The sequence below is a fragment of the Brevundimonas sp. CURTG3B2_SDJG genome (assembly GCF_057364705.1).
The window spans coordinates 1-1,460 of sequence record NZ_JBNFOJ010000466.1 but is presented as its reverse complement, the minus strand read 5'-3'; the positions used below and the strand labels follow the sequence as shown (position 1 = coordinate 1,460).

General features: G+C 69.7%; 1 protein-coding gene and 1 pseudogene. Both read left to right on the top strand.

The window, feature by feature from the left end:
* Positions 1-1,257 (top strand): CpaE/TadZ family protein (locus AC2W7C_RS17860; RefSeq protein ID WP_486002563.1); only part of this gene is annotated, 1,257 nt, incomplete at its 5' end.
* 3 nt (positions 1,258-1,260) lie between these two features.
* Positions 1,261-1,460, top strand: a pseudogene (locus AC2W7C_RS17855) (CpaF family protein); the annotation flags it as partial.

The following is a 1,460-nucleotide window of genomic DNA, read 5'->3' as shown; positions in this document are numbered from 1 at the left end:
CGGCCTTCTCGCCGCCGACGTCGGCGGCCATGCGGCCGAGGTGTCGGTGCCGCGATCGCGATCCACGTCTTCGCCGAACGTCAGGACACCCTGGCCGCCGCGGAGCGGGCGGGCCAGGACCGCCGCCTCTCGCGCGCGACTACCCAGATCCGGGTCGGCGGCGTCGCCGCGGCGGTAGAGACCTATCAGCACGAGCCCACGCCGCCGCTGATCGTGGTCGAATGCCTGAAGGACCCCCAGACCCTTCTTTGGGAAGTCGATCAGCTGGCCGAGGTCTGCGATTCCGGCACCAAGGTCGTGGTCATCGGCGCCACCAACGACATCCTCCTGTTCCGCGAGCTGATGCGGCGCGGCGTCAGCGAGTATCTGGTCGCCCCGATCCAACCGCTGCAGTTGATCTCGGCGATCGGCGGCCTGTTCGCCGATCCCGCCCAGCCGTTCGTGGGTCGGTCCATCGCCTTCGTCGGGGCGCGGGGCGGCTCCGGCGCCAGCTCGGTCGCCCACAATACCGCCTATGCGATGAGCGAGCGCATCGGCGCCAATACGGTGATCGTCGACTATGACCTGCCGTTCGGCACCGCCGGCCTGGACTTCAACCAGGATCCGCTGAACGGCGTCGCCGACGCCCTGACCCAACCCGACCGCCTCGATCCCGTCCTGCTGGACCGGATGATGGTCCGCTGCACCGACAAGCTGTCGCTGTTCGCCGCGCCGGCGACGCTGGACGCCGACTGGGAGATCACGCCCGACGCCTTCGAGGAGGTGACCACCCAGATCCGCTCGACGGCGCCTTTCGTGGTGCTGGATCTGCCGCACCTGTGGTCCGGCTGGATGCGCCGCACCCTGATCGCCGCCGACGAGGTCGTCGTGGTGGCCACGCCGGACTTGGCGTCGCTACGCAACGCCAAGAACATGATCGATCTGATCCGGCAGGGCCGCCCCAACGACGCACCGCCTCGGCTGGTGCTGAACCAGGTCGGCGTGCCGGGCCGTCCGGAAATCCCGGCCAAGGACTTCGGCAACGCCCTGGGCGTCCACCCCAGCCTGCTGATCCCCTTCGATCCGAAGGTGTTCGGCGCGGCGGCCAACAACGGCCAGATGATCCTGGACGCCGCCAACAAGTCCAAGGCCGCCGAAGCCTTCCAGACCCTGGCCCAGATCGTCTCGCGCCGCGAGATTCCCCAGCTGGCCGGTCCGAAGGCGGCGAAGACGACCGGCAAGTCGATGTTCTCCGGCCTGTTCAAGAAGAAGTCCTAAGGGGTGTTCGGCAAGCGCACAGGTCAGCCCGGCGCCCTCGCAGCCGCGACGCGTCCCGCGCCCACGCCTCAGCCCGCGCCCGAATCCTTCGTCCAGCCCCATCCGCAGCCGCCGCAAGGCGTCCAGACCCAGGCTTTCGCGTTCGACGCCGGCGTCGACGTGATGGAGCCGCCGGCCGCGCAGACGAGCGGCGGCTCGGAGCC